17 protein-coding genes are annotated in these 21,077 nt (G+C 61.8%); 8 read left to right on the forward strand and 9 right to left on the reverse strand.

Translation table 11 applies throughout. The annotated features are described in order from the left end of the window. Positions 1-4: 4 nt before the first annotated feature. Positions 5-1,585 carry a methyl-accepting chemotaxis protein gene (locus FHW92_RS00830; protein WP_168601334.1) on the reverse strand — a complete coding sequence of 527 codons (1,581 nt, stop codon included), beginning with the start codon at positions 1,583-1,585 and terminating at the stop codon, positions 5-7. Between the two features lie 263 nt (positions 1,586-1,848). Here FHW92_RS00830 and FHW92_RS00835 point away from each other — a divergent pair, with 263 nt between their 5' ends. The 5 genes from FHW92_RS00835 to FHW92_RS00855 all read left to right on the forward strand — a co-directional run bounded on the left by FHW92_RS00835 (position 1,849) and on the right by FHW92_RS00855 (position 7,331). After that, positions 1,849-3,756 (forward strand): EAL domain-containing protein, encoded by a 1,908-nt coding sequence (locus FHW92_RS00835; RefSeq protein WP_168601335.1) that lies wholly within the window; start codon positions 1,849-1,851, stop codon positions 3,754-3,756. Positions 3,757-3,950: 194 nt separating this feature from the next. Continuing rightward, positions 3,951-4,661, forward strand: a complete 711-nt coding sequence (locus FHW92_RS00840; protein WP_168601336.1) for a CoA transferase subunit A — start codon at positions 3,951-3,953, stop codon at positions 4,659-4,661. Then, positions 4,661-5,305, forward strand: coding sequence for a 3-oxoacid CoA-transferase subunit B (locus tag FHW92_RS00845; RefSeq protein WP_168601337.1), 645 nt, complete (start codon positions 4,661-4,663; stop codon positions 5,303-5,305). The genes FHW92_RS00840 and FHW92_RS00845 overlap by 1 nt, the downstream gene beginning before the upstream one ends. After that, the gene (gene pcaF / locus FHW92_RS00850; protein ID WP_168601338.1) at positions 5,302-6,504 is read left to right on the forward strand and encodes a 3-oxoadipyl-CoA thiolase; all 1,203 of its coding nucleotides are present in this window, start codon (positions 5,302-5,304) and stop codon (positions 6,502-6,504) included. The genes FHW92_RS00845 and pcaF overlap by 4 nt, the downstream gene beginning before the upstream one ends. A 56-nt stretch (positions 6,505-6,560) precedes the next feature. Continuing rightward, a complete protein-coding gene (locus FHW92_RS00855; RefSeq protein ID WP_168601339.1) occupies positions 6,561-7,331 on the forward strand; it encodes an IclR family transcriptional regulator C-terminal domain-containing protein in 771 nt (256 codons plus the stop codon). Between the two features lie 56 nt (positions 7,332-7,387). On the opposite strand, the gene FHW92_RS00860 is transcribed toward FHW92_RS00855, so the two are convergent. The 3 genes from FHW92_RS00860 to FHW92_RS00870 form a co-directional block, all read right to left on the reverse strand. Then, the gene (locus FHW92_RS00860) at positions 7,388-8,431 is read right to left on the reverse strand and encodes a ParB/RepB/Spo0J family partition protein (protein ID WP_168601340.1); all 1,044 of its coding nucleotides are present in this window, start codon (positions 8,429-8,431) and stop codon (positions 7,388-7,390) included. Between the two features lie 44 nt (positions 8,432-8,475). Next, entirely contained in the window at positions 8,476-9,678 is a 1,203-nt protein-coding gene (locus tag FHW92_RS00865) for an AAA family ATPase (protein WP_168601341.1), read from the reverse strand. A 195-nt stretch (positions 9,679-9,873) separates the two neighbouring features. After that, on the reverse strand, positions 9,874-10,959 hold the full coding sequence (locus tag FHW92_RS00870; RefSeq protein WP_168602067.1) for a replication initiation protein: 1,086 nt from the start codon (positions 10,957-10,959) through the stop codon (positions 9,874-9,876). Positions 10,960-11,729: 770 nt separating this feature from the next. Between FHW92_RS00870 and FHW92_RS00875 the strand changes: the two genes are divergently transcribed. Then, a complete protein-coding gene (locus tag FHW92_RS00875) occupies positions 11,730-12,005 on the forward strand; it encodes an HU family DNA-binding protein (protein WP_168601342.1) in 276 nt (91 codons plus the stop codon). Positions 12,006-12,710: 705 nt separating this feature from the next. Here FHW92_RS00875 and FHW92_RS00880 read toward each other — a convergent pair. The 4 genes from FHW92_RS00880 to FHW92_RS00895 all read right to left on the reverse strand — a co-directional run bounded on the left by FHW92_RS00880 (position 12,711) and on the right by FHW92_RS00895 (position 16,313). Next, positions 12,711-13,760 carry a LacI family DNA-binding transcriptional regulator gene (locus FHW92_RS00880; RefSeq protein ID WP_168601343.1) on the reverse strand — a complete coding sequence of 350 codons (1,050 nt, stop codon included), beginning with the start codon at positions 13,758-13,760 and terminating at the stop codon, positions 12,711-12,713. 58 nt (positions 13,761-13,818) lie between these two features. Continuing rightward, on the reverse strand, positions 13,819-14,445 hold the full coding sequence (locus FHW92_RS00885) for a LysE family translocator (RefSeq protein WP_168601344.1): 627 nt from the start codon (positions 14,443-14,445) through the stop codon (positions 13,819-13,821). A 121-nt stretch (positions 14,446-14,566) separates the two neighbouring features. Then, complete coding sequence (locus tag FHW92_RS00890) at positions 14,567-15,022, reverse strand: DUF3237 domain-containing protein (protein WP_168601345.1); 456 nt, start codon at positions 15,020-15,022, stop codon at positions 14,567-14,569. After that, positions 15,006-16,313, reverse strand: a complete 1,308-nt coding sequence (locus tag FHW92_RS00895) for a flavin-dependent oxidoreductase (RefSeq protein WP_168601346.1) — start codon at positions 16,311-16,313, stop codon at positions 15,006-15,008. Before FHW92_RS00895 ends, FHW92_RS00890 begins: the two co-directional genes overlap by 17 nt. Before the next feature lie 186 nt (positions 16,314-16,499). On the opposite strand from FHW92_RS00895, the gene FHW92_RS00900 reads away from it, so the two are divergent. Both FHW92_RS00900 and FHW92_RS00905 read left to right on the forward strand, forming a co-directional pair. Beyond that, a complete protein-coding gene (locus FHW92_RS00900; protein ID WP_168601347.1) occupies positions 16,500-18,923 on the forward strand; it encodes a TonB-dependent receptor in 2,424 nt (807 codons plus the stop codon). A gap of 20 nt (positions 18,924-18,943) precedes the next feature. Continuing rightward, on the forward strand, positions 18,944-19,837 hold the full coding sequence (locus tag FHW92_RS00905) for a tyrosine-protein phosphatase (RefSeq protein ID WP_168601348.1): 894 nt from the start codon (positions 18,944-18,946) through the stop codon (positions 19,835-19,837). Between the two features lie 2 nt (positions 19,838-19,839). On the opposite strand, the gene FHW92_RS25505 is transcribed toward FHW92_RS00905, so the two are convergent. Continuing rightward, positions 19,840-21,075 (reverse strand): PepSY-associated TM helix domain-containing protein, encoded by a 1,236-nt coding sequence (locus tag FHW92_RS25505; protein WP_172249111.1) that lies wholly within the window; start codon positions 21,073-21,075, stop codon positions 19,840-19,842. Positions 21,076-21,077: the final 2 nt, after the last annotated feature.

Here is a 21,077-nt window from a genome sequence, read left to right on the forward strand (position 1 = left end):
CTCGTCATGCCGCCGTCAGCTTGAAACGGGCGATGCTACCGTGCAAATTGGTCGAGACATGATTGAGTTCTTCGATGGCCGAGGTCGACTGGCGCAGGGATTCCACGGTCTGCTGGGTCGCTTCGCTAAGTTGCACCAGCGCCTCGCTGATCTGTTCGGCGCCTGTGGCCTGGGTCTGCATCCCTTCGTTCACGCTTTCAAAACGCGGGGCCAGAGCCTGAACCTGCATGATGATTTCGGAGAATTTGTCGCCGATCGCATGAACATCGTGCTGACCCCGACGCACTTCCTCGGAGAATTTGTCCATGCCCATTACGCTGGCCGAAACGGCCGACTGGATATCCTTCACCATCTGTTCGATGTCATAGGTGGCAACGGCCGTCTGATCGGCCAGACGGCGGATTTCCGAGGAGACGACGGCAAAGCCGCGCCCATATTCACCCGCCTTTTCCGCCTCGATCGCGGCATTGAGAGAGAGCAGGTTGGTCTGATCGGCCACCTTGGTGATGGTGGTCACCACCTGATTGATATCACCCGCTTTTTCGTTCAGCACCGCCAGCTTGGCATTGATCGAATTGGCCGCTTCCATCACCTGCGCCATCGTGTCTTCCATCTCGGCCAGCCCGCTGCGCCCGCCCGAGGCCAGCGCGGCGGCGGCCTCGGAAACGGCGGCCACATCGGTCATGGTGCGCACCAGTTCCTTGGACGTGACGGCAATCTCGCGCGAGGTGGCGCCGATCTGGGTGGTGGTGGCAGCGACTTCGGCGGCGGTGGCCTGCTGCTGTTTCGATGTGGCGGCGATTTCGGTCATCGAGGTGCTGACGCGGATGCCCGAACGCTGCACCTGTCCGACCAGCTCCATCACCTCATCAGCCATGCGGTTGAAGCCGTCGCTCAGATCGCCCAGTTCATCGTCGCGCATGATCGGCATACGCTGGGTGAAATCGCCCTGACGCATCGTGTCCATCAGGCCGGTCAGGCGCTTGAGCGGGGGAATGATCGCCGAAAGCAGCAGGTAACCGGCCAGCAGGGCCACAGCCAGCGCGGTCAGGAAGCCGACCGTCATCGAATTCTGCAAGGACACGATCTGTCCGCCGATTTCGCCAATCCGTTCCACCGCGCGCTTCTGGTTGCCCTGCGCCAATGCGCCGGTATCGTCATAGGCGACCTTATAGCGCGAGAGCAGGACATCGGCCTGACCCTTGCCGGAATAAGCGTCCTGCTCGGCGCTGCGATAGGCGGCATAGTCGCGCTTGAAGTGGGCGAAAGCCTCGCGGTCGGTTTCGGTAAAGATCGTCGGCTCATAGGCCGCAATCATTGGTTCGACCGAGGACGGCGGAACGTCCGCGCGGTTGGCGCCCTTGCTCTGGCCGACAGCCTCGCGCGCCTTTAGGAAATCGGCCACCAGCGCATCCTTGAGCAGAGCGCTTTGGTAAAGCCCGGCCACAGCATCATTGTTCAGCGTAACGGCATGCTCCTCGGTCATCGCCAGACGCGAATGGGCATAGAGGCCGACCAGCAGGATCGTTGTCAAAATCCCCGCAAAACCGGCCAATATCAGGGTGCGAATATTAAACTTGACCATGATCACCCTCTCGAAGCGCAAGCGCAGACCCGGCGCCTGATGCAAATGACTGACTTCGGATGCCTGCCTTCATCTTGCGGCCCGGAAATCTTCCGGGTTTTGTCCCCGGCTAGCCCTATTGGCTAAAACCCCATTTTGGCTAAGATTGTCTTAATGCGGCGCCTGTTGCGTCGAATCCATGGCCTGCGGGAAGGGAATGATTAATCCTAATGACGATATGTTCCCTAGGCCGATGATGAAGAACCGTTGCGAGGGGGGCCCGAGTGATCGATCTCAGGGTTACGACGCTGGAACACATTGCCCGCGGCGACTCGCTCGACCGGGTGATGGACCATTTATGCCGGGCCTTTGAGGCCAATTTTCCCGAAGTCATCTGCTCGGTGCTGATGGTGGACCGGGGCGGTATGCTGCATCCGCTGGCCGCACCCAGCCTGCCTGATGGCTACAGCGCATCGCTCGACAATGTGGCCATCGGGCCCAATGTCGGCTCCTGCGGAACGGCCGCCTATATCCGCGCCCCGGTCGAGGTGCGCGATATTGCCGGCGATCCGCGCTGGGCCAATTTCCGCGATGCCGCGCTGCCGCTGGGACTGCGGGCATGCTGGTCCTCGCCCATTCTTGATCCTTCCGGCCTGGTGCTGGCCACTTTCGCGCTCTATTTCCACCAAAGCCGGGGGCCGACCGAGCGCGAACGGCAATTGGTCGAGATCTGCATCCATCTTTGCGAACTGGCCATGGCACGCCATCTGCGCGTGACCGAGCGCGAGCGCAGCGCCAATATGGATGCGCTGACCAACCTGCCCAATCGGCGCAGTTTTGAACAGACGCTGGAACATATCGATTGCGATACGCCCGGGTCCTGGGCGCTGATGCTGGTTGATCTGGACAATCTGAAGACCACCAACGACACGTTCGGCCATGAGGCGGGCGACCGGTTGCTGCAGGAAACGGCGGGGCGACTGGCCAAACTGGCCACGCCTGACCGGGCCTTTCGCATTGGCGGCGATGAATTTGCCATTTTGATCGTCGCGCCCGAGCGGCTTGAGGCTCTGGAGGCTTTTGCCCGCCATGTGCTGACGCATCTGGGCGGAACAATCGATTTCGCCACCTTCTCGATCCTGCCCGAGGCCACGATCGGCTTTGCCGCGCTCAGCGCTCTGGACCGCAGCGCGGACGACACAAGGCGCAATGCCGATCATGCGCTCTATCATGCAAAATCGGTCCATCGCGGCAGTTTTCGCCGCTATTCGCCCGAAATGAGCGATCCGGTGGCCGCCCGTCTCTCCTCGATCTCGGCGGTGCAGGCAGCGATGGCCGAAGGCCGCTTGCGCGCGTGGTATCAGCCCATTGTGCGGCTGGGCGACCGCCGCATCGTCGGGCTGGAGGCCCTTTGCCGGATGGTCACGCCCGAAGGCGCGATCATTCCCGCCAGCGCCTTTGCCGAAGCCACCCTTGCCCCGGGCATCGCCAGCCAATTGACCCGCGTGATGCTGGAAATGGTGGCGGCCGACCTGCGCCTGTGGCGTGACAGCGGCATTCCGCCCATTTCCATGGCGGTCAATGTCACGGCAACCGATCTGCGCGGAGCACGGCTTTTACCCGTCATCACGCAGGCCTTTGCCGGGGATCGCGATCTGATCGGGCAACTGGTGCTCGAGGTCAATGAAAGCGTCTATTTCGACCGCCACGACCGCCATATGGCCACCGCCATCGACGCGCTGCGCGAACAGGGCATCCGCATCGCGCTGGACGATTTCGGCACCGGCTATGCCTCGCTCACCCATTTGCTCGATTTCCCCTTTGACAGTCTCAAGATCGACAAATCCTTCATCGACCGGCTGACCGTCGACGATCTGAGCAGCACGATCATCGCCGCCTTGCTGGCCATTGCCGACAAACGGGGCGCGACCGTCACCGCCGAGGGGATCGAACATGCCCAGCAGGCCGCAAGATTAAGCGAGATGGGCTGTCCGTTTGGGCAAGGCTATCTCTTTGCCCCCGCCTCCGACCGTTCGGAAACAGCGCGCCTGTTGATCCGCCATGCCGCCAGCGGCCCCGTCAGCGCGCCCATGCCAATGATCGAGGTTCATCGCGGCCAGCCACCTTCCCCCGCCGGTTCTTTTCCCGCCGTCGAGGGCAAAGCGCAAAATAGCGCGGGAACGGCCCGCTAAGGCTTCCTGAAGCCCCGGGCCTACTGGCGCCCTAGCCACCCTCATTTCGCCTCCCTGCGCCTTCCTGAGCGCTTCAGGGAGGCTTTTTGCGTGGTCCGCACCTTCGGCGGAGTTTGACCGCGCGCCTCGAATCGATTATGAAACGATTATTGTTCTATATGTCCGATTATCGTTCACATTAGAGAGGTAACAAGGTGTCCGGAAAGATATTTCCCACCCCCGCAGCGGCTTTGGAGGGCCTGCTGTTTGACGGGATGACGATCATGTCGGGGGGCTTTGGCCTCTCCGGCAATCCAGAGAGCCTGATCCCGCAGATCCGCGCCAGCGGCGTGCGCAATCTGACGGTGATTTCGAACAATGCCGGGGCCGATGGCTTTGGTCTGTGGATGCTGCTGGAAAGCCGCCAGATCCGCAAAATGATCTCCTCCTATGTGGGCGAAAACAAATTGTTCGAGCAGCAGTACCTGAGCGGCGAGCTGGAACTGGAACTGACCCCGCAGGGCACGCTGGCCGAGCGCATCCGCGCAGGGGGCGCAGGCATCCCGGCCTTTTACACCAAGACCGGCGTCGGCACGGTGGTGGCCGAAGGCAAGCCGACCGAATTCTTCGAAGGCGAGGAATATGTCCGCGAAACATGGCTGCGCGCCGATGTCTCGATCATCAAGGCATGGCGAGCCGATCCGGCGGGCAATCTGATGTTCAACAAGACCGCGCGCAATTTCAACCCGAACATGGCCACCGCCGGGCGCGTCACCGTGGTCGAGGTCGAGGAGATCGTGCCGGAGGGAACCTTCGATCCCGATTGCATCCATACGCCGGGGATTTTCGTCGACCGCATCGTGCTGTCCACCATCAATGAAAAGCGCATCGAAAAACTGACCACCCGCAAGAAGGAGGCCGAGTAATGGTCTGGACCCGCGATGAAATGGCCGCCCGCGCGGCAAAGGAACTGCGCGACGGCTATTATGTGAACCTTGGCATCGGCATCCCGACGCTGGTGGCCAATTATGTGCCCGAGGGCGTCACGGTCACACTGCAATCGGAAAACGGGATGTTGGGCATCGGCCCCTTCCCCTATGAGGGCGAGGCGGACCCGGACCTCATCAATGCCGGCAAGCAGACCGTGACGGCGCTGCCTACCAGCAGCTTTTTTTCGAGCGCCGACAGTTTCGCGATGATCCGGGGCGGGCATATCGACATGGCCGTGCTGGGCGCGATGGAGGTGGCCGCCAATGGTGACCTCGCCAACTGGACCATTCCGGGCAAGATGGTGAAGGGCATGGGCGGGGCGATGGACCTTGTCGCCGGGGTCAAGCGCATCGTGGTGGTGATGGACCATTGCGCCAAGAACGGCAGCCCCAAGATCCTGGCGCAATGCACGCTGCCGCTGACGGGTCGGGGTGTGGTTGATCTCATCATCACCGATCTGGCCGTGATCGCGGTGGACAAGAAAGCGGGCGGGCTGACGCTGGTCGAATGCGCGCCGGGGGTTTCTGTCGATGATGTGGTGGCCAAGACCGGCGCGCCCTTGAAGGTAAGCGTATCATGAATCAGGCTTTTATCTGTGACGCGATCCGCACGCCCATCGGGCGGCTCAATGGTTCGCTTTCGACTGTCCGCGCCGACGACCTTGCCGCGATCCCTTTGCGTGCGCTTATGCTGCGCAACATGGGCGTGGATTGGGGCGCGGTGGATGACATCATCCTGGGCTGCGCCAATCAGGCAGGCGAGGACAATCGCAATCTGGCGCGCATGGCCGGGTTGCTCTCGGGCCTGCCCAAGGAAGTGCCGGGCACGACGGTCAACCGCCTGTGCGGATCGGGGTTGAATGCGGTCGGTCTGGCCGCTCAGGCGATCCGCAGCGGCGACGCTGACCTTATCATTGCGGGCGGCGCGGAAAGCATGACCCGCGCGCCCTATGTATTGGGCAAGGCGGGCAGCGCCTTTGGCCGCGATCAGAAGATCGAGGATACAACCCTTGGCTGGCGCTTCATCAATCCGGCAATGAAGGCGACATGGGGCGTCGATACGATGCCGCAGACGGCGGAGAATGTCGCCGCCGAATGGGGCGTCAGCCGCGAGGATCAGGACGCCTTTGCCTTGCACAGCCAGCAGAAATGCGCAGCGGCGCAAGCCAACGGGCGACTGGCGGCGGAAATCGTGCCGGTCGAAATTCCGCAGAAAAAGGGCGAACCCCTTGTTTTTACATCAGATGAACACCCCCGCGCGACCACGCTGGAGGCTTTGGCCCGATTGAAACCCGTGGTGCGCGCCGATGGCACCATCACGGCGGGCAATGCCAGCGGGCTTAACGACGGCGCCGCGGCGATGATTATCGCCAGCGAGCAGGCCGCGCAGAAACATGGTTTGACCCCGCGCGCGCGGGTCGTGGCCATGGCCAGCGCCGGTGTTGCGCCCCGCGTGATGGGCATCGGCCCGGTCGAGGCGGCGCGGCGTCTGTTCGCGCGCACCGGGCTGAGCATGGCGGATATGGATATTATCGAATTGAATGAAGCTTTTGCTGCGCAGGGTATCGCAACATTGCGCGATCTGGGCGTCGATATGCGCGATCCACGCGTCAATCCCAATGGCGGAGCGATTGCTTTGGGCCATCCTCTGGGCATGTCGGGCGCGCGCATCACGATAAGCGCGGTCGAGGAATTGCAGCGCACCGGCGGGCGCTATGCCCTCGCCTTCATGTGCGTGGGCGTGGGCCAAGGCATTGCCGCGATTGTCGAGCGCGTCTGAACCTCGACAGGTTGGGCGGGGGCTGTCATAGGCCCCTGCCTAAAGGAGAGGCGCGCATGAGCCAGTCAGACCCCGATTTCATGCAATCTCTGGCCCGCGGCCTGATGGTGATGGAGGCCTTTGTCGAACTCGGCCCGGATCAGTCCATCGCCAGCCTTGCCCGCCATACCGGCCTGCCGCGCGGAGTGGTCGCGCGTTGCCTGCATACGCTGGTGATGACGGGCTATGTAGCTCAGGATGAACGATCTTTTTCCGTGCGGCCCAAGGTTCTGGGGCTGGCGCGGGCCTATCTTTCGGATCGCTCGCTCTCGGCCATCGCCCAGCCTTTGCTCGAAAATCTGCGCGACAGGCTGGGGGAATCCTGTTCTCTTGGGGTGCTGGACGGGGCCGATGTGCTTTATGTCGCGCGTGCCTCGCGCAGCCGGATCATGGCGATCGGCCTGCATGTCGGCAGCCGCCTGCCTGCGTGGTGCACCTCCATGGGCCGTATTTTGCTCTCCAGCCTGCCGCCGGAGCAGCGCGAGACTTTGCTCCCCCCTGCCCCCCTGCCCGCGCGCACGCCCCATACAGTGGGCTCGCTGGAGGATCTGCGAACGCTGCTCGACGCAATTGCCCGCAATGGGGTGGCCATTGTCGATCAGGAGCTGGAAGTGGGGCTGCGTTCGGTTGCAGTGCCGGTGCGCAATGCCAAGGGTCAGGTGATCGCGGCGCTCAATGTCGGCGTCAACGCGATGGAGCACAGTGTCGAGCATTTGCGCTCAAACATAGCCCCTGCCCTGATGGAAACGGCGCGGATGGTGGGGCTGGCAAGCGCGTCGGGGCTGTAATTTCAAGCTCCTGCTCCGGAATGGCCCGCCCTTTGGCCATTCCGGGGTTCTACCGCTTAATCTTCCCAATAACGGTCAAGCAGATCGCGCAGCGCGGTCTCCACCTCTTCCTTGCTGCCCCCATCCTTGGGAAACAGCGTCAGGCTGATGCTCTTGCGATCCTTGCCCTCGATGCGCAGCAAGGGCACGCCAGCCCCATTTCGCAGGACAATCTGGTCCGATCCTGACCTCTTGGGGGCTTTGACCAGCGCGGTTTTCTTGCGCGCCTCGGCCTCTCTGTTGGCCACAACCCCAAAAGCGCGGATGATATCCGGCACGGTCGCGGGCAAATCTTCTTCGCCCATCCGGCGCCCTTCCCGAATCCGGCGCGCCTCGGCCAGCACTGCCGCGCGGCAGTCATCTTCCTTGAGCAGCGGCTTGATCGAGCCAATATGCGAGATTTTGAGCTCAAACGGATCGGCAAACGAGCCCAGAATGTCGCTGGGGAGGCGCGCCAGATCGAGATAGCGGCTCAGCCAGGCTTCGGACTGGTTCAAACGCTTGGCCATGTCCTTCTGGCGGCCATTATAATAAAGGCCCAGCGCCTGAAGATAATCCCGCGCGCGCTCGATATCGCTCAGGTCCTCACGCGCACGGTTTTCCAGATCCGAAACGCGGAACGCCTGCTCGTCGGTCAGATCGCGGATTTCCACCAGATAGCGGATTTCCGGGTGATTGTTGGCGCGCAGCCATTTGACGCACCAATGCCGCCGCGCACCGCAAATGACCTCGTAATCGTAATTCGGGTCATTATGGACGCGGCGCACAATAGCGGGCACTTCTTGCTTGCCCTGCGCCAGAATGCTCTCGATCAGATCCGAGCAGCGCGTTTCATTGAGCGCGGCATAATCGCGGTTATGGCGGATCCAAATGCGGCAGCGATCGGGATCGACCAGCTCCTGCGGATTGTTGACCACCGAGCCCGAGGCCAGTTCGGCAAGCCGGTTGTTGCGCCCCGAAAGCACGCCCACGCCAAGGCGCGAGGGACGGCTGTTTCCATCAGCAGCCGGTTCGACAACCGAGACCAGGTCGGCCATGAAGCTCTTGTTTTTCGAGCTCATTTACTCATTCCCTTCACAAATTGCAGGGCTGCAATTTTGGCGCATCACGCCAATCCTTCCTTGCGCAGACGGGCCAGATGGCTGGGCCATGTGCGGCGAATATCCACCTCGATTTCCCCGCAAACCCCATCCAGATAGGTCAGGCAGCGGTCGCGCACCTGCTTGCTGGTCATGGGACCCGAGAGTTCATAAACCGTCATCAGACGCGCCGTGGCATTGTCGATTTCGGCCGAGTCTTTGAGCGGCGTGCGGATCATCGCATTGCCGTAAAGCTGGCGCATCAGTTCGAGCAGACCGCGCTGCATCGACTTGTTTTCATCCACCTTGGACGCAACGAAACGCAGGAAAGCCAGCTGCGGCGCCAGATCATACTGCTGAAGATCCTGGATCGTTTCATCCAGCATCGCCAGAAACGCCGCGGTCGAGGAAAAGTCCATGACCGTGGGCGGCACCGGCACCACCAGTGCATTGGCCGCGCGGAGCACCGAAAGCGAGATCGCACCCAGCGCCGGCGGCGGATCGAGGATCACCACGTCATAGAGATCCTGAACCGACTGAATGCCCTGCGACAGACGGTTGAGCAGAGCCCCCTGCCCGCGCGCCATACGCGCCGCCAGTTCATATTCGGACTGGAACAGACGCAGGTTGGCCGGGATCAGATCGAGCCCATCGAAATGGGTCTTGCGGATCGCATATTCCAGCGTCGCGCGCTCGCCCTCGCGCAGGAAGGGATAGAGCGTATCCTCTTCGCCCAGATCGAGGTCGGGAACATAGCCGAACAGCGTGGTGGCTGACGCCTGGCTGTCGCAGTCGATCAGCAGCACCCGGTAGCCGTGAATCGCCAGATATTGCGCCAGATGGACCGAGAGCGTCGATTTGCCCACGCCGCCCTTGAAATTCTGGACCGCCAGAATCGAACAAGGATCCTCAGGCGCGCGCCAGGGGCGGGTGCCGAAAGTGCCGCGCATGTCGTTGAGCTGGGCCAGTGTATAGCCCAAACGGCGGTTGTTTTCCCCGCGCGGGGGTGCTTCAAGGCGGCCATCGCTCTCCGCCTCGCGAATCGCAGCCGTGGTGCGTCCGACCAGTTCGGCCGCCTTGCCGATCGGAAAGGACGGCTCACGCCTTTCCTCGGCCCGCATATCGCGCGCGGAAGAGCGTAGTTTTTCCAGAACTGAGGAAGAGCGATCAGCCAATGCGGCAACATCGAGCGCTTCTTCCATGCGAACTTCATCTAGCGCGGAAGCCATGTGTGCTCCTTTCGAAAGTTAAATGGCACCTGCCCGATTTTCACTTTTTCGTCAAGCATCCTGCATAATTCGCAAAGGCGGAAATCTGCGGCTTGTGAAGTGAAAGTGGCGAGGTCCATCCTGACCTCTTGGGGGCGATTTTGACGCCTTTATGCGCAAATTGCAGGGCTGCAATTGCCCCTTGTCGTGGAGTGCTTAGGGGCGCCCTCGTCGCGCAAGGAAAGCCTCGCAAAATCCGCGCCACGATTTTTCCAGCTTGGCACCGCGCAGCGAGCCGAGGCGATCGCCCATCTGCTGCCGATAGGCATCAGCAATCAGATCCATGTCCCAGCCGCCGCCATAGCGCAGCGCGACATCCCGAAAGGCACCCTCGGCCGTGCCGTAACGCAGCGAACCTTCGGGGAATTTTTCCCAAGGCGTCGCCGGTGCGGCGATAGTCCGCTTGGTCCGGACGGTCGCAGCGACCGGGGCAGCAATTCGCTCAACCTCACCCTCGCGGCGCGCCTTGCGCCCTGCGGAATGGCGCTCCAGTTCATCAACGGTCTGGATCTGGGCGGGGGCGTCCTTGGGGACGAAACGGAACTCGATCTCGGCAACGGCCCTGCCCCGGCGGATCTCTTTCCATTCCAGATTGTAATGGGCCAATTGGTCGATCTCGGATTGCGCCACGGTCAGCACCTTGCGTCGCAGCTGGGCAAAATCGCCATATTTATCAGGGTCGATGCCCAGCGCCGCACGCAGACCAAGAATATCCACGCGCCAGATCGGCTGACGCCTGTGGAGTCGCAAGGCCCCTTCCTCATAGAGCTTGAGCGCATAGGCCGAACGAAACCCCAGCACGGCCTGACGGTTCATCACCGAATAGGTCTGCGATTCCTGAATGAGGCGACGCGCATCCGGGGTAAAGCGCCACTCGATCCAGCCGGTCTCCTTGTCACCCTCCTCGACCTCTTCCCAAGAGGATTCGATCAGGCTGAAGCGTTTGGTCGCCTTGCGCCCGCGCCAGGACGTATCATCCTCGGCAAACAGGGTGCGGTGCAATTCCTCAAGCATATCAACGATACGCTCGTTGCCCTTGTGGCCGCGCCGGATATCAGCCTTGCGCAATTTATGCGAAGTGTCGCGCCACGCATCGCCCCCCGCCGTCAGGATCATCAGCGCCAACAGGCGAGAAGCGGTCAGGCTGAGCGACTGTCCCTTGACGAAGCGGACCTCGACCAGCTTGCCCGGCTTGGCAAATTCATCGCCGCCCTTGCGCGCCAGCGTGGCGGCCACGCGCATGGCGCGCGCGGTCACGGCCGCGCCATTGTCCTCGACGCCATAATCGCCTGCAATGTCCAGTTGCATTTCCTCAGCCATGAATCGGCGCCCTTGTTTCGCCGATTGATGCCTGACCTGACCAGCGGGGTCAAGTCAGGTCAGTTTAGCCCCCAAAAGGACAGGATAGAGTTTCATGGCCGCAAAAGGCGGTGACAATCGGCTTGTCCGATTCGTTTTCGAGAGCAAAGAATGGCGCAAAGGCAACCGAAAATGTATGCTTGCCTCGCAAAAATCACCAATTCCGATCCGCGCCCCCAAGAAGACAGGATACCCCATCAGGACAGCCAAGATCCCCCAGGAAGACAGGTTTCCGCCCCCACCAGGACAGGACAACGCCCCCATGCGGTCAGGAATTACCTAATAAACCATTGAAAAACCTTCGTTAAATCAGACTGAATCAAGAATCTTTAGAATCTGGAATCACCACGCCACCGCAAAAGCGGCGTCGTGCATCTATAAAATTATTTCTTTTCAAAGAGATGGTGGCGTCCAAGCAAAAAATTGCAGGGCTGCAATTTCGTACCGAACATCCGGAGGACCCATCAACACACAGCCGGCATTCCTGAAGTTTCCTCACCTCCCACACCCAGCAATGGCTCAAAATCCCATCAAATGAGCGCAAAACTGTGGATGTATCGCTCAAACAGCCCCAAAAACCCCAAATCTCCGATAGATCCCGACCGCAACACGCATTAGCAGGGGCCATCCATTTCACTTGAAGGACTAAAACCATGAACAATAGCGATCTCGCCGACAAGCTGGCTGCCTCGCAGGGCATCACCAAAGCTGACGCGCGCAAGTATGTGGATGCCGTTTTTGCCGCCATCGCCGATGCCGCCGCAGAAGGCGAAGAAGTTTCGCTCAACGGCTTTGGCAAGTTCAAGGTCAAGGAAAGCGCCGCACGCGAAGGCCGCAATCCGGCCACCGGCGACACGATCCAGATCGCCGCTTCCAAGAAGCTGGGCTTCACCGCTGCCAAGGCGGTCAAGGACAAGCTGAACGGCTAAGCCTGAAAGAGGGCAGGGGGGCATGGCTCCCCTGCCGCTCGACTGTCCCAAACAGGCCAGGTTTACGGCCAGACTGATCGGATCGCGCACCAGCCGTGCCGGCAGGACCGATCGAACTCCCAAACAGATTGCATTTTCGCCGAGCCGCCAAAACGGCAGCAAATTTCATTGCCGCTCGAAGCGAGCAGGCAAAACGTCAATCCAAACGCTCAGCAACTAAGATACAGGCGGGGGAAGGCGGCACTTTCGCTCCGCAGCACCACATTCTCCCAAGCTGAAAGACGAGCGTGCCGGTTTCACCGGCATGGGCAAAATCTCGGGATCGAGTTGAACAAGGAACTGGAGCGACACGGACCCTCATTTCAGCGATGATCCGCAGGTTCAGGAAAGGCTGGTGCCCAATCCGATGGCACGCCGCTCTGCGCCATATTTGCAAAGATGCGTGACCGCTCCCGCCTATCCTGACCTACAGGGGGCCAAATCGCCGCGCGCCGCTCAAAGTTATCAACCTCACACAGCCCTACCTGCTCTACGTAAATGCGATCGGGAAAGGGCGGGAGGAATGCAAAGGGATCAGAACAACCCTGCAGAGCGGCGGATTTGTCGCGCTCTTGTCTCGGCGATTTCCCACGCCTGGCCTCTATCCCGATTTTCGAAAGTCAGCGGTCTATCGAAACCCGACATCACCCCGCCACGCGCACACCTTCAACTGCAGACGGGCGCCACCGATTGGCGAATCTTCAATTCGTAGGCGATCCGCACAGTCCGCCCCTCCAGCCTTTTGTCCTCCAGCGTCGCGGCAATCAGCGTATCGGCGGCCAGACGCGCCATGGCGATGGTGGGCTGGCTGACAGTGGAAATGCGCGGCCATGTCGATTGCGAGATCAGCAGCCCGCCAAAACCGAAGATCGACAATTGCCCCGGCACGCTCAGGCCGCGCTCAAAGGCGGCGGCCAGAACACCCGCGGCCATTTCGTCATTGGCGGCAAAAATCGCGCTGGGCGGGGAGGGGGCATCGAGCAATTCGCCGCCCGCGCTTTGGCCGGAAGTGAAGGTGAAGGCACCCTGCGCCACCATCAGCGTCGCACCGGGCACTTGCGCCAGCGCTTCGCGTAATCCGTCGAGCCGCCCGGTATGCGCGAAATGCGAGGAAGGCCCGGTGATATAGCCCAACCGCCGGTGGCCCTGATCCAGCAGATAGGCGCCGATCTCGCGCCCCGCCGAACAATTGTCGATCACCAGACACAGGCCGCGCCCCAATTGCGTGCCGGGGTTCATCCGCGCATAGCGCACTTGGCGGGCGTCGAGTTCATCGAGCAACCAGCCCGTATCACACAGGGGCGGCATCAGCAGCAGTCCGTCGAAACTGACCGCGTCGAAACAGTCGGCCAGCCAGGCTTTGCCCGCTTCCTCGTTGCTGTTGTCGATATTCTCGGTGACAAGGTGAAAGCCGGCCGTCTGGCAGGATTGCAACATGCCGGTGATGATGTCGGCAATATAGCTGGGCAGGCGGTTGCCTTCATCAAGCGTCTGGATTTCCGCGCCGCTGCTGACCAGCAGGCCTAGAATGGAAGAACGCCCGCCGCGCAATTGCTGCGCAGCGCGATTGGGCTTGAAGTTCAGCTCGGCCATCGCCTGCTCGACCTTCACGCGGTATTCCTCGCCCACCTTGGGATGTTTGTTGAGCACCCGCGAAACGGTCTTGAACGAGACACCCGCGCGATTGGCGATGTCGATGATGGTGGGCCGGGACATGGCGTTTATGTGCAGGATGTTGGCGAGACGAACAAGATGCCGCGCCGAATTTACCGCATTATCGCGCCGAGGATGTCGCCAGTCTGAGGCCAAAGGCCACGAACAGTCCGCCCGTCAGCCGGTCGAGCACCGGCACCGCGCCGGGGCGGCGCAAGAAGCCTGAAAGCGGGACCGTTGCCGCAATCAGCAGCGCAAACCACACAAAGGCGAGCAGCACATGCACCCCGGCCAGAAAGAAAGTATAGGCCGCCACCGACACGCCCGCAGGCACGAATTGCGGCAGGAAGGTGATGTAGAACACGCCCATTTTTGGGTTGAGCAGATTGGTCAGAAAGCCCCGGCGAAAGCTATCCTGTCCTCTTGGGGGCGAAAAATCGCCGTTCATTTCCAGACTTTTGCGCGGGTGGATCAACAGTTTGACGCCCAGCCACAGCAAATAGGCCGCCCCGGCCAGCTTCACCGCCGTATAGGCCATTTGCGAAGCCTGCAGCAGCGCGCCCAGCCCCAGAGAGACCGCTCCGCCCCAGATCAGACAGCCCAGCGCGATCCCGACCGCCGCCATGGCCGCCGGTTTGCGCCCCTCGACGCTGGCCGTGCGCAGGACCATCACGGTGTCCAGCCCCGGCGTAATCGTCAGCAAGGCGGCGGAGGCGACAAAAGCGAGAAACAGGGGAAGATTGGCCATAAGCCGAGGCTAGTGCCGGATCGGGCTGCGATCAATCTTTCTCGTCATCCGGCGCGTGATAGGAAGGGGAGGGCGGGCCCCGGCGGATCATTCCGGCGCCACGCCCTCCTATGGCCTTATTTCAACCGATGCGGAAAATTTCCAGATGTACGGATGGGCCACGCTTGCCGCCGGTCGCCAGAAACAGCGAGCGGTTGACCCAATCATAATCGGGGTGTCCGCTTTCCAGCCGGATAAAGGTGCGCATGTAATAGTCGGCGAAGGGTACATCCTCGCCCCCGGCCGCGCGGGCAGCGACATCGGGGGCCATATGCCGGATACCCTGCGAGATCACCTCGACCACCGCCCCATCGTCGGTTTCAATGGCATAGCGCGCATCGAGCTGGGCCAGACCGCCCGCCTGAACCACCTGCCAATCGGCGCCGATGGGGAGGATACGCCCATTGATCCGCGCGCCCGTGGCCGTTCCACCCACGATTGGAATTATCCGCCGCGTGCCGCCCGGACATTCACCCATCTCATGCGGGCGCGTCAGTTCGATGGCGAGGGTGCAGACCGGTTCAAGCAACGGGGTCATGATCGAGCCTTTCTGCCACGCGCGCGCCCTCAGCAATAATCGGCGGCGCGGCGTTCAGCGCATCGCGGGCGAAACCGGCGGCGGTCTGATAGGCCAGCATGAATTGTTTGCGCTCGGCCTCGGGGATCACATCGTCAATATTGTCAAACGTCCCGCTGCAGCGTTCATCGACCAGATTGAGCAGACCGAACGGCCCGGCCCCGCGATTGCGCAGCGCCAATTGCCCCACCGGCCCGCACAATTCGGCGTCAAACGCGGCCAGAGCCTGCGCATTGACGCCATGCTCGATAAAGCACCGTCCCAAAGTGCGCGCATCGACAATCGCCTGCGAGGCGCCATTCGATCCGGTGGGATACATCGGATGGGCCGCATCGCCGATCAGCGCCACCGGCCCATCGACCCAGGTGGGGATCGGATCGCGGTCGATCATCGGGTTTTCATAGGCCACATCCGATTTGGCTAGCAGCGCGGGCAGATCGAGCCAGTCATAGACGAACCCGTCAAAATGATATGAGAAATCAGATAGTTCACATGGTCTGAACCAGCCGGTCTTGGTCCAGTCATGCGTGGCGTCATAGGTCTGTTCGGCGATCCAGTTGATATCGGCCAGACCATCCTCATCCGGCGCCGAGATCGGATAGATCACCACGCGATGCCGATGCGTGCCCAGGCCGACAAAGGATGATCCGGTGCGGATCGGCACACCCCGGGCCGTGCCGCGCCACATCAACGTCCCGCCCCAGCGGATCGGCGGCTGATCGGGGTGCATCTGCGCGCGCACGCTGGAATGGATGCCGTCCGCGCCGATCAGCAGCGCGCCATGTTCATCCACCACCGTGCCATCGGCCAGCGTGACATGGGCCACTACGCTGCCATCGGCCTGTTTGGTGTATCCGGTGACTTTCTGACCGAGCCGCACCGCGTCCTGCCCCAGCCGCTGGGCCACGTGGGCATAGAGCAGCAGGTGGAAACGCCCGCGATGCACCGCATACTGATGCCAGTGATAGCCCGCGCTCTTGCCGCGCGGCTCGCTGTAGATATCCTTGCCGTTGAGGCCCACCAGTGCCCATTCGCGCGCGGCGATGCCGACGGCATCCATCTCGGCCTCGCCAATGCCCAGCGCTTCGAGCTCGCGCACCGCATTGGGCTGCAGATTGATCCCCACGCCCAGCGGCCGCAGCTCGTTCGTGCTTTCAAACAGAGTGCAGGGAACCCCGATCTGGTGCAGCGTAAGCGCCAGTGCCAGCCCGCCGATGCCGCCGCCGGCGATCAGAACACGATTGTGTGTCATTGCATCCTCAAACTTAGAAAACTTGCGCGGACAGTGCTATTATCCGCAACATTCCTGCGCGGTAAACGAGGGTGACGGGCAAAGCAAAGCATTTGCTCGGTGACATTGAAATGTCATGGAAACGAACAACCCCTGTCATCTCCATCGGCAAAAGGCACCTTACGAATCATAAGGGGGTCTTGTTCGATGTTGTCTTCACGTCTGCTCGCGGCCAGCGCTCTGGCCGCGATTGTCGCCGCTTGTCCGCTGCATGCCGAAACCGCGCCCGCGGCCGATGCCGCAGCCATGGACGATGGTCTGGAAACCATCACCGTCACCGCGCAAAAGCGCAAGGAAGACCTGCAGACCACGCCGATCTCGATTTCGGTGCTGACGGCCACGGGTCTGGAAAACCGCCATGTCACCTCGCTGCTCGATCTTGGCGATGGCGCGATCCCCAGCCTCAAGGTGGCGCCATTCTTTTCGCGTCCGGGCGCGTTGATCGTCAACATTCGCGGCGTGGGCGTTCTGTCGGATTCGAACCAGCCCGCGCGCGATCAGGGCGTGGGCGTCTATGTCGACGGCGTGTATCAGGGCCGCGCGCAGGGTCTGGGCACCGCGCTGTTTGACGTTGAAAACATTGAAGTTCTGAAAGGTCCGCAGGGCACTCTGTTCGGCCGCAACACCGAAGGCGGCGCTGTCAATATCGTGACCAAGAAGCCCAGCGGCAAGCTGAAGATGAACGCCACGGCGGGCATGGGCAACTATGGCAGCAACAAGGCCGAGATCCACCTCGACCTGCCCGAATTTGCCAATATTTCGCTGAAAATCGACGCGGTGAAGGCGCATCGCGATCCGTTCGTGAAAAACCCGCTGCAGGGCCAGATGGGTTTCAACGCCTATGACAAGCGCGGTTTCCACGTCGAAGCGCTGTGGAAGCCTGCCGCCAATTTCACCGCCGATCTGTCCTATGACAATTCGCATGACGAGACGAGCACGCTTTATCAGCAGCAGATCTCGGCGGGCACCGGCCTTCCGGCGGCCAGCAGCGGCAGCGCCGCCGTCCCGGCCAACCTCACCGCCGCTCTGTTCAAGCTGGAGCCGCATCGCGCCTCGGTGGCGGCTGTCGGTGTGCCGCAGCAGCCCAGCGTGGGACAGGCCGAAGGCTTCCGCCTTGGTCTGGAATGGCAGGTTGCCCCGCATCTCAGCCTGCGTTCGATCAGCGCCTATCGCGACATGACGCAGACTCAATATGACAATGGCTCGGCCAGCACCTCGATGCAGCAGGGCTATACCTCGACCGCCACCTTCGCCAATTTCGCCTTTGGCCGCTACAGCCTCGCGCCGTTCCGCCAGAATCAGGTCAGCCAGGAATTTCAGGCAGTTGGCGAATTGCCGCGCCTGAAATATCAGGCCGGCGCGCTCTATTATGTCGAACGCGTGCAGGACAGCGCCCAAGCCTTCAACACCGTCCGCTTCAGCGATGCTGCGGGCAGCACCTATACGGTCCTCCCTCCCGATTACAACGCGCAGGTCGTTCAGCGCGCCAGCCATGTAAAAACCACCAGTACCGGCGTCTATGGTCAGGCGACCTATACACCGTCCGTTCTGAATGATGTTGCGCATCTGACGGTGGGCGCGCGCTGGACCAATGACAAGAAGAACGGCAGCCTGTTCCTCGTCAATGGCGCCGCGCCGATTGTTCCGGTCAATGGTGTGAACGTGCAGGCGCCTGTGCTGCTCAATGCTTCGTGGTCGCGGGTTGATCCGATGGTCAATCTGGCCATTGACGCCGCGCGCGACGTTCACCTCTATGGCAAGTGGAGCACCGGCTATCGTTCAGGCGGCGCCAATTCGCGCTCGCTGGCCTATCGCCAGTTCAATCCTGAAACGGTTTCGATGTTTGAAATCGGAGCCAAGACCGAATTTTTCGATCATCGCGCGCGTTTCAACGTGGCTGCCTATACCGGCTCATACAAAAATATTCAGCTTGATTTCAGTGGCTTGTATGAGGATGTCGTCAATGGCGTGCGCGTGGCCACCACCCGCACCACCACCGACACCGTCAACGCGCCCGGCACCGGCCATATCAAAGGCGTCGAGGCCGAACTGACGCTGGCTCCGGTCAAGGGCCTGACGCTCAGCGCCTCCTATGCCTATAATCATGTGTCGATCCCGGCCACGGTCAACCCGTTCCCGCAGACGGGCGGCGTGTTCATCACCGTGCCCGTGCCGATCTATCAGGTTTACACCCCCGAACATTCGGCCAGCGGTTCGCTCGATTATGAAATGCTGTTGGGCGGCGGCGATACCAAACTGCGCTTCCACCTCGATGGCAATTATGACTCGGGTTATTACGCCAATTACACCGACTCGAACTATGACACGCAAACCCGCGCCGTCCGCTTTGCCCAGCCCAAGGGCGATGCGGGTCTGGTGTTCAACGGCCGCATCGCTCTGGCCGACATCGAGGCGGCCAATACCGGCGCCAAGGTGACGATCGCGCTCTGGGCGCGCAATCTCTTCAATGAACAGCACCTGTTCTACAAATCGGGCACCGCCCAGGCCGGTGTCAGCGGTTTCTTCAACGATCCGCGCACCTTTGGCGGCGAAATCAACGTCAAGTTCTGATGAAAACGGAGGGAATGGCCATGCGCAACCGCGCTTCTTTCGCTTTGCTGGGCGCTTTGGCGCTGGCTTTTTCCTCCCATCCTGCGCTTCAGGCGCGGCCCGTTGCGGCTGCGTCTGTTGCCGCGCCTGCGGGCATCGCGCCCTCGCGCGTGGTGCCTTTGCAGGGCGGCCGCAATTTCCGCGATCTGGGCGGCTATCGCACGGGTGATGGGCGGATGGTCAAATGGGGTCTGCTCTATCGCTCGGGTTCGATGACCGGGCTGACCGCCGATGATTACGCCTCGCTGGAAAGGCGCGGCATTCGCGTGGTCTGCGATCTGCGCTCCACCGCCGAGCGGCAGGCCGAGCCGGTGAACTGGCCCCACGCGCTGCCTCGCGTGCTGGCCGACGATTATGTGATGGATAACGGGCAATTCCTGCCCAAGGGCGATCCGCGCAACTTCACCGCCGATCAGGTGCGCGGCGCGATGGCGTCTTCCTATCCGCGCCTGCTCACGCAATTCAACAGCCAGTATCAACGCATGTTTGGCGAATTGCTGGCGGGCCATGCGCCACTGGCCTTTAACTGCTCGGCGGGCAAGGATCGCACCGGCATTGGCGCGGCGTTGATCCTGACGGCGCTTGGCGTGCCGCGTGAGACGGTGATCGGCGATTATATGCTGTCGAACCAGACGCTTGACCCCGCTAAACTGATGGGCGGCAAGGCTATGGCCAACAGCCCCTTTGCTGCGTTGCCGCCCGAAGCGCTCAAGCTGTTGGTGGGCGTGGACCGTTCCTATATCGAGGCGGCCTTTGCCGTGATCGACGTGCATCAGGGTGGCGCCATGGGCTATCTGCGGGACGAACTGGGCCTTGGCGGCGGAGAAATCCAGCGCCTGCGCGGCCTCTATCTGACCCGCCGGTTAAGCAGCTGATTTTACGAAGATGGGCTGCGCGCCTTGCGCCCAATCCTGCCGCTGCGCTTTTTCATCCATATGACAATGCCGGTGATGCACAGCATCGTCACCATCGCCCCGATCATGCTGACCGCGATGCGCCATGCCGTGCCGCCGACATGGGCGGTGTGCAGAGCCTCAACCCATGTGGTGAAAGTGTTGGCGCCGTGCCGCCCGGTCGGGATGCGCGTGGCGCGCAAGGCCCCGCTGTCGCCGTCAAAGCCGACGAAGCTGCCCCCGCCATGGCGCGAAATATCGGCGCTGGAGGTGAAGCCATAGACATAGGCCCCGGTCGCCGGGATATACCAGAGATAGCGCTCGCCATCGCCGCGCAGCGCCAGATGGAAGCGCGAGGCTTCGGCGCGGGCCAGTTCCTCGCCATGCAGGAGCGCCTGATCGAAAGACAGGCGCGGCCTCCAGCGCGGCGCGGGCAGCAGGGCCGATTGATAGACCGCCCCATCATCTACCCCGCCCAGCGCCTGCACCACCGGACCATAGACCTGCGGCAGGTTGAACGAGACGCTGGACACCGCAAAGACCAGCAGCAGAGGCCAGATCCACAATCCGCCCGCGCGGTGCAGGTCGAAATTGAGCTTATAGCTTGAGGCCCCCCATCGCACCGCCCATGCCGGAGCCCAGCGGGAAAACCAGCCCTGCCGCGCAGGCGCCTTGGCCACCACGGGCAGCGTGAGATAGAAGCCGACAAAGCAATCCAGCACCCAGACCAGCGCCGCCAGCCCAAAGGCCAGCAGACCCCATTGCCCCAGCGCCAGACTGTAATGCAGGCGATAGGTAAAGGGCATCAGGTTCTTGATTCCCTGGGTAATATTGCCCCATTGGCGGCGGCCCAGCTCCGCCCCCGTATAGGGATCGATGAAAAGATCGTCCCATTCGGGCGCATCGGCGCGGGGCAGGCCGGTCTTAGGATCGGGCCATGTCAGATAGAGGCGCAGCGAATGGCCTTCCTCGACTGCCATGGGCACATAATCGATCCGCGCGCCCGGATAGCGCGCCAGCACGCGCCGCCGCAATTCCAGCGTGGAAAGCGGCGTCGCGCCGGGCGAGGGCGGGGCGGCCAGTTGCAGATCGGGCGCGGCGGCAACTTCCAGTTCGTCGATCCATGACAGGAAAATGCCGGTAAACCCCGCCACCGCCAGAAACAGCGCTAGCGTCAGCCCAGCCCAGCGATGCGCCACGACCCAGAATTGCCGCCCCATGG

Source organism: Novosphingobium sp. SG707, from assembly GCF_012275515.1.
Taxonomy (GTDB): domain Bacteria; phylum Pseudomonadota; class Alphaproteobacteria; order Sphingomonadales; family Sphingomonadaceae; genus Novosphingobium.

Excerpts from the sequence above, each read along its gene's own strand:
- FHW92_RS00870 (WP_168602067.1), bottom strand. The coding sequence starts at position 10,959 with ATGCGCGTGGCCGCCACGCTGGCGCGCAAGGGCGGCGATGAATTTGCC.
- FHW92_RS00875 (WP_168601342.1), top strand. The coding sequence starts at position 11,730 with ATGAACAATAGCGATCTCGCCGACAAGCTGGCTGCCTCGCAGGGCATC.
- FHW92_RS00905 (WP_168601348.1), top strand. The coding sequence starts at position 18,944 with ATGCGCAACCGCGCTTCTTTCGCTTTGCTGGGCGCTTTGGCGCTGGCT.
- FHW92_RS00845 (WP_168601337.1), top strand. The coding sequence starts at position 4,661 with ATGGTCTGGACCCGCGATGAAATGGCCGCCCGCGCGGCAAAGGAACTG.
- FHW92_RS00885 (WP_168601344.1), bottom strand. The coding sequence starts at position 14,445 with ATGGCCAATCTTCCCCTGTTTCTCGCTTTTGTCGCCTCCGCCGCCTTG.
- pcaF (WP_168601338.1), top strand. The coding sequence starts at position 5,302 with ATGAATCAGGCTTTTATCTGTGACGCGATCCGCACGCCCATCGGGCGG.
- FHW92_RS00830 (WP_168601334.1), bottom strand. The coding sequence starts at position 1,585 with ATGGTCAAGTTTAATATTCGCACCCTGATATTGGCCGGTTTTGCGGGG.
- FHW92_RS00865 (WP_168601341.1), bottom strand. The coding sequence starts at position 9,678 with ATGGCTTCCGCGCTAGATGAAGTTCGCATGGAAGAAGCGCTCGATGTT.
- FHW92_RS00895 (WP_168601346.1), bottom strand. The coding sequence starts at position 16,313 with ATGACACACAATCGTGTTCTGATCGCCGGCGGCGGCATCGGCGGGCTG.
- FHW92_RS00890 (WP_168601345.1), bottom strand. The coding sequence starts at position 15,022 with ATGACCCCGTTGCTTGAACCGGTCTGCACCCTCGCCATCGAACTGACG.
- FHW92_RS00900 (WP_168601347.1), top strand. The coding sequence starts at position 16,500 with ATGTTGTCTTCACGTCTGCTCGCGGCCAGCGCTCTGGCCGCGATTGTC.
- FHW92_RS00855 (WP_168601339.1), top strand. The coding sequence starts at position 6,561 with ATGAGCCAGTCAGACCCCGATTTCATGCAATCTCTGGCCCGCGGCCTG.
- FHW92_RS00860 (WP_168601340.1), bottom strand. The coding sequence starts at position 8,431 with ATGAGCTCGAAAAACAAGAGCTTCATGGCCGACCTGGTCTCGGTTGTC.
- FHW92_RS25505 (WP_172249111.1), bottom strand. The coding sequence starts at position 21,075 with ATGGGGCGGCAATTCTGGGTCGTGGCGCATCGCTGGGCTGGGCTGACG.
- FHW92_RS00880 (WP_168601343.1), bottom strand. The coding sequence starts at position 13,760 with ATGTCCCGGCCCACCATCATCGACATCGCCAATCGCGCGGGTGTCTCG.